This window comes from Pseudomonas baetica, from assembly GCF_051216495.1.
In the GTDB taxonomy this organism is placed as follows: Bacteria; Pseudomonadota; Gammaproteobacteria; order Pseudomonadales; family Pseudomonadaceae; genus Aquipseudomonas; species Aquipseudomonas baetica_B.
This window is the reverse complement of the sequence record NZ_JBPKAM010000020.1, coordinates 64,904-71,043: the sequence shown is the minus strand read 5'-3', so window position 1 is coordinate 71,043 and position 6,140 is coordinate 64,904. Positions and strand designations below refer to the sequence as shown.

At 59.7% G+C, this 6,140-nt stretch carries 6 protein-coding genes; 2 read left to right on the top strand and 4 right to left on the bottom strand.

The genetic code is table 11. The annotated features are described in order from the left end of the window. The 3 genes from ACSFE6_RS10330 to ACSFE6_RS10320 all read right to left on the bottom strand — a co-directional run. Positions 1-1,091 (bottom strand): sterol desaturase family protein (locus ACSFE6_RS10330; protein WP_435427505.1); only part of this gene is annotated, 1,091 nt, incomplete at its 3' end. 253 nt (positions 1,092-1,344) lie between these two features. After that, positions 1,345-2,190, bottom strand: a complete 846-nt coding sequence (locus ACSFE6_RS10325; RefSeq protein ID WP_435427504.1) for a nitrilase family protein — start codon at positions 2,188-2,190, stop codon at positions 1,345-1,347. After that, positions 2,187-3,686: a purine-cytosine permease family protein gene (locus ACSFE6_RS10320; RefSeq protein ID WP_435427503.1), complete on the bottom strand. Its 1,500-nt coding sequence runs from the start codon at positions 3,684-3,686 to the stop codon at positions 2,187-2,189. The genes ACSFE6_RS10325 and ACSFE6_RS10320 overlap by 4 nt, the downstream gene beginning before the upstream one ends. A 191-nt stretch (positions 3,687-3,877) precedes the next feature. Between ACSFE6_RS10320 and ACSFE6_RS10315 the strand changes: the two genes are divergently transcribed. Both ACSFE6_RS10315 and ACSFE6_RS10310 read left to right on the top strand, forming a co-directional pair. After that, positions 3,878-4,780, top strand: a complete 903-nt coding sequence (locus ACSFE6_RS10315; protein WP_435427502.1) for a LysR family transcriptional regulator — start codon at positions 3,878-3,880, stop codon at positions 4,778-4,780. Positions 4,781-4,874: 94 nt separating this feature from the next. After that, the gene (locus ACSFE6_RS10310) at positions 4,875-5,516 is read left to right on the top strand and encodes a TetR/AcrR family transcriptional regulator (protein WP_435427501.1); all 642 of its coding nucleotides are present in this window, start codon (positions 4,875-4,877) and stop codon (positions 5,514-5,516) included. 29 nt (positions 5,517-5,545) lie between these two features. Here ACSFE6_RS10310 and ACSFE6_RS10305 read toward each other — a convergent pair whose 3' ends face one another. Further along, complete coding sequence (locus ACSFE6_RS10305) at positions 5,546-6,079, bottom strand: cysteine hydrolase family protein (protein WP_435427500.1); 534 nt, start codon at positions 6,077-6,079, stop codon at positions 5,546-5,548. Positions 6,080-6,140: the final 61 nt, after the last annotated feature.

Genomic DNA, 6,140 nt, shown 5'->3' with positions numbered 1-6,140 from the left:
GTGTCAGTCACCTTGATGCTGGATGTGCCGCCCTCTTCGCGAGCAGGCTCGCTCCCACAGGTGACGTGACTATTGCCTGAAACCCTGGACGGGCGTTTCGCCAAGCGAATTTTGCGAACGGTGTCGACAAAGGGCGTCACGATCAGGCTGTAGAGCGTCAGGTAACGCCCCTGATCCTCCGCTTCACCGGTGCCAAAGCGAATGGCCTCGGGATGCGACTGCGTGACGTACAGCGTGCCAAACATCCAGTCCCAGAGTGACAGGTTGACGCCGAAATTCTTGTTGAAGTGCCGGGGGGCGTCGCTGTGGTGAACCTGATGCTGGGCCGGGCTGTTCAGCACATGCTCGACCACCGGCCCGAACGACAACCAGACATGGCTGTGCCGCAGGTTGGCGGCCAGCGCGTTGAGGATGAACACGATGTAGGTCACCCCGAACAACGTGTAACGGCTGATCTCCCCGCCACAGGCATACCAGAAGAAGCCGGCAAAGGCACTGACGAAAACAAGATCGATCAACCGCTCAATCATCTTCTCCACAAAGTGCAACCGGCTGGCCGTGGCCGGGACCAGCACCGGTGCCGAGTGATGGACCTTATGGAACGCCCACAAGTAACGGGAATGGTAGGCACGGTGGGCCCAGTAATGGAGGAAGTCCTGCAACAAAAACACCCCCAGCCCGTAGAGCAGGGACAGCCCAAGGTGCTCTTCAACCTGAACCCGTGCACCCCAGAGCTGAGTGAAAAAACGCACGTAATCCCCGGAGCGCAGCACGTACGGATCAACCAGGCCGACGATGGGCACCACCAGCATGACTTTCAGGATCGCGCGCACAAAGTAGTAGCGGTAATCGAGCAGCGCCGAAGGATGGAGATGCACACGGTTGCCGCCGATGAATTGCCAGAACGTGGGTGCGTCGGTCAGCCCACGGGACCTTCTGAAGCGGAACAGGCCATAGGCAACGGCGTAAGAGGTCAACAGAAAGGCCACGCAGAGGCGGCCATTGAGATCGAAAAGACCGAGGAACTGGTCGCTGACAGGTGCGATCACCCACCTGAACAGGTATTGGTAGAGCGGTGCGAGTACATCCATGAACGGCTGCCCGGTAGTGGAGCGTTGTCGGTTGGTTAAGAGAACGCCGCGGATACTAATGACCCGTCCCTTTCTAGCCAACACCCTTCCACTGCAGTCGGACGAAAAAACCACATAATCCGTGCGTCCGTCTTCTCGGTGATTGCCGTATCACCGAGTGTAGACGCTATTGCGGATGTTTCTTGTTCACACTCATCTATTGTGGGAGCGAGTACAACTGCCGGGGTTCGATTTGTTAGTGCCCCGACGAGCGTCACCGCACAGGACTCTTCAAGCCATACAACTGCGGCCGTCGATCCTGGTGCAAGTCATTGCGCTCGCTGATGCGTTTATTACGGGCCTCGGCAAGGTTCAGCGTGGCCAGCAGAATCTGCTCGCCGCCCTGCTCCGCCGGCCCGGCCAACGGATAACCATCGGCATCGACAATCACCGAGCCTTGTACCCAACTCACACCGCGCTCATGGCCGTAACGGTCACAGGCAGCGATGAACAGGCGGTTTACCGAGGCGTTGGCCTGCACGCGCAGGACCTCCGCCGGGCGTTCGGTTTGCGGTCGCGGGCCATCGGGCCAGTTGACCGGCGCGCACAGCAGATCGGCACCGGCCAACGCCGGAAGTCGCACCCATTCGGGGAACTCCAGGTCGTAGCAGATCAACATGCCGATGCGCCCGTGGACCGTTTCAATCACCGGCGGCGCGGCATCACCGGCCGTGAAAATGTCCTTCTCGGCATCCCACAGATGCGCCTTGCGGTACACCGCACGCACCCCCTGGGCATCGATCAGCGCTGCGCTGTTGGCCAATTGATCGTCCACCAGGCGTTCGCAAAAGCCGCCAACAATGATCAGGTTCAGTTCCCGGGCCAATGCCTGCCACAGACGCAAGGTCGGACCATCCTCGGTTTCGCTCAAGGCCAATGCTTCTTCGCGGCCAGTAAACAGATAGCCGCTTTGCACCAGCTCCGGCAGTACCACGACCTGGGCGCCTTGCAAGGCCGCCGAGCGGATCGCGCGTTCGGTCAGGGTGCGGTTGTAAGCCAGGTCGCCGATTTTCGGTGCCAGTTGGCAGCAGGCAACCACCGTGTTTTTTGCAGTGTTCAACGCACCGTCTCCGTGGATTGATGGGTCATGGCGACAATGTCGTGTTCGGTGATCGAGTCGATGACCCGGCGCTCGGCAGCCAGATCCAGCGAACGACTGAGGATGTAGTAGGTCAGGCCAGACACCACCAAACCCACCAGCCACGCAATGTCGACGCCTTCAAGAACACGCGCCAAAGGTCCGACGAACACTTCCTTGCCCGCCGCGGCATCGTAGATGTAGAAGAACGGCACCATGGCGGCAAAGCCGATCAGGTAGGCGACGATGCCGCGAAATTGCCAGGCGCCGTAGATGCCCTTGGGCGTGAAAAAATGCGGAATCGCGTAGCGACCTTTGCGCACGAAGAAGTAGTCCACCAAATTCACGGCGGTCCATGGCACGAGGAAATACAGCAGCAAGACCAGGAAAGTGTTCAACAGCGCGATGCCGTCGCCCTTGATCGACAGTACGCAAGTCAACAGGATGAGGCTGATCACGCTGATCGACAGCACCCGGGCACGGGAGGTCGGGTTGATTTTCTTGATCGAATCCACACCGGTCAGCAGGGTCAGCATGGCGCTGTAGGTGTTGAGTGCGATGATCGGCAGAAAGCCCGCGACCGAGATCACCACCAGCAAATTACCCAGCCCCGGCATCATCGAAGAGCCGACCTGGTTCAACGCCACCAGCGCATCCGCCGCTTTCAGTTGCTGGGCCAGCCAGGCACCGAGGCCGATCATCCAGCTGCCCGACAACGAGGCGCCGATGAACACCGCCGCGATCAGTTTCGCTCGGCTGGTGTTTTTCGGCAGGTAACGGGAATAGTCGGACACATAAGGCGCATAGGAAATGTTGTAGCTGGCGCCAATCGCAAACAGCGTGGCGAAGGCAATCCAGCTGAAGCCCAGGTCGGTCGCCGGGGTCACGCCTTCGGACCCCGCGCCGAACATCAGGGCGATGGTCACCAGCGCGTACAACGGCAAGGTCGCCAGCAGCGCCCACTTGAAGGCTTTGTGCATCAGGTCATGGCCGTAGATCGAGAGCAGCGCGCCGATCAGCACCACGACCACCGCCACGATGGTCGGGTCAACGCCGAACACATGTTCCAGGCCATTCATGATCAGGGAGATGTTCACCACGTTGAAGCCAACGAACACAAACATCGTCGCCATCAATGCCAGGATCACCCCGCGATAACCGAACTGGGCGCGGGACTGGATCATTTGCGGCAAGCCCATTTCCGGGCCCTGGGAGCCGTGGAATGCCATGAAGATGGTGCCGAACATGATGCCCAGTGCACCGGCGAGCATGGTCCACAGTGCCGACAGACCGAGGCTCGGGCCGACGAAACCGATGGAAATGGTGAAAAAGTGGAAGTTGCCGAGAAACCAGAATGGCCCTTGGCTGCTGAGTTTGGCGTGACGCTCGTTCTCCGGGATGTAATCGATCGAGTGGCCTTCGATGGCCAACCCGCTGCCGGCTTCGGCGGCGCGCGCAGAAAGTGGGGACCCTGACATACGATGGTTCCTATGCAGTTGATTGTTCTTGTTGTGAATGCAGTGGCCCGCTCCGCGCCGGATAACCTCCGGAAAGACTGGCCAGGCCCCTGCTTTGCCTGCAATGTAGGGCGTTGATCCGAGCGATAAAATATCGCAAGCACACTGTTAACATAGATCGCTATCTATGTAATCGATTGCCAGGAGCCCCCATGCTGGGAACTGTAACGGAGCTGGATCTGCGCTTGATCCGGGTATTTCTCACGGTCGTCGAGGCCGGCGGGATCTCGGCGGCGCAAACCGCTCTGAACACCACGCAACCGACCATCAGCGCGCAATTGGCGACGCTGGAAGCGCGGGTGGGTTTTCGCCTGTGCGAACGCGGTCGCGGCGGCTTTTCGGTGACCCCCAAGGGTGGCCAGTTCGTTGACGCAGCCAGACGTTTGCTGGCGGCGGCCGAGGGTTTTCGGGTCGAAGTCCAACACATCAATCGCAAGGTCTCGGGCAACATCAACATCGGCCTGCTCGGGCAAATTGACCCGGTGGCGAACAAGAAAATCGGTTTGGCAATTGCACGCCTGCGAGCCCGGCACGAGGGTCTGTACTTCCAATTCACCGAACTGTCGTCGTCGCTGCTGGAGGAGAAAATCATCAACGGCCATATCGACCTGGCCATCGGCTATTTCTGGCACCGCTTGCCCAACATCGACTACTTCCCGCTGTTCCAGGAAACCCAGATCGCCTACTGCGCACCGTCACACCCCTTGTTCGAGCAAGTGGGCGAGCTGACCCGGGAAGATGTCAGCCACTACGACTGGGTCTGGCCGAGCCACCCTCTGCCGGAAATGCCGGCGCCAACGTCTATCGAACGCCTGACCGTGCTCACCGACAGCATGGACGGCGCGGCCCTGCTGATTCTGTCCGGCCAACACCTGGGGTTTCTGCCGCAACACTACGCTGCCCGGCATGAACAGCTGGGGCAACTGCATCCATTGAATCCTGATCTGCTGCGCTATGAGGTCGGATTCCACGCGGCGGTGCGGCACTCGGCGCGGCAGCGGGATTTGGTCAGTGCCTTTCTGAACGAACTGATCGATATCTTCGGTTCACCTTGAACGCGGATTTTTCTGGGCACCGCTTATCTTCAGCGCTGGCTCACACGCTATATAGTTTTGTATATTGCGAAGCTCAAATCGCCAAGACCTGCCCATGAGCCGCATTCGCCAACACAACCAACAGCTGATCCTGGAAGCCGCCAGCGCGGAGTTTGCCGCCAAGGGATTCGACGCCACCCAGACCCGCGACATTGCAGCACGCGCCGGCGTGCCGAAGGCGAACCTGTATTACTACTTCCACAGCAAGGAGAACCTCTACGCCAAGGTGCTGCTCGGGTTCGTCGAGCCGTTGCTGGAAGCGTCGGCGGCGCTGCGCGAAAGCGATGACCCGCTGGTGGGGCTGCCCGCCTACATCACCGCGCGGATTCGCATTGCCCGCGAGCATCCGCACATTGCCAAGGTGTTCAGCGGTGAATTGCTGCTGGGGGCCAGGCATTTACCCGAAGAATGCCGCGACCTGCTGTACGCCGAGGCCCGGCGCAATGTCGAATGCCTGCGCAGTTGGATCGAACGGGGTTTGCTGGCGCCGGTCGACCCGGAACATTTGATGCTGTTCATCTGGTCGGCCACCCGCACGTACACCAATATTGGCTGGCAAATGGGGCATATCACCGGCCGGGAGACGCCGGATGATGGGGATTATCAGCAAGCGGCGGCGACCATTACCCGGTTGGTGTTGGGCGGAGTGATGCCGGAAGTGGTCAGCCCGCCCAAGGCACTGAGGTTTGCGACTTGAGCTGGACTCCTACAGGGAATGCGTAGATTTCAGAAACGGATTTCGCTGGCCGGAATGACATCGATCCGGGCCACTGAACTGCTCAGGTCCTCCCAGTCCTTGTTGTGCTCGTCAATGATGTCTTCGGCATGGGTGTTGCCGTTATCGACGGTGGAGTGCGCGTCGGAAGCGAGCACCACGTCATAGCCCAACTGGTGCGCCTGACGCAGTGTTGCATTCACGCAGTAATCGGTTTGCAGGCCGCAGATGACCAGTCGCTCGACGTTTTGCACCGGCACCAGCTGCTGCAGATTGGTTTGATAGAACGAATCGCCCGTGGTTTTGCGTACCCGATGATCGTCGGCAGAGGTTTGCAGCCCTTCGGCCAGTTGCCAGCCTGGCGCGCCGTGCTTCAACAGATCGCCCTCTTCTTCATGCTGGATCAGCACCACCGGCACCCCGGCTTTTCTCGCCCGGGCACTCAGGTCGTTGATCGTGTCGATGATGCGGCCAATCTCGAAGCACTCATATTCGCCGGAGCACAGCGCCTGTTGGACGTCGATGATTAACAGTGCGGTGGACATGGTTCCTTCCTTGAGAAGTCAACGGATCAGGGGACGAACATAAGCCCGTCCCCTTGCAAAC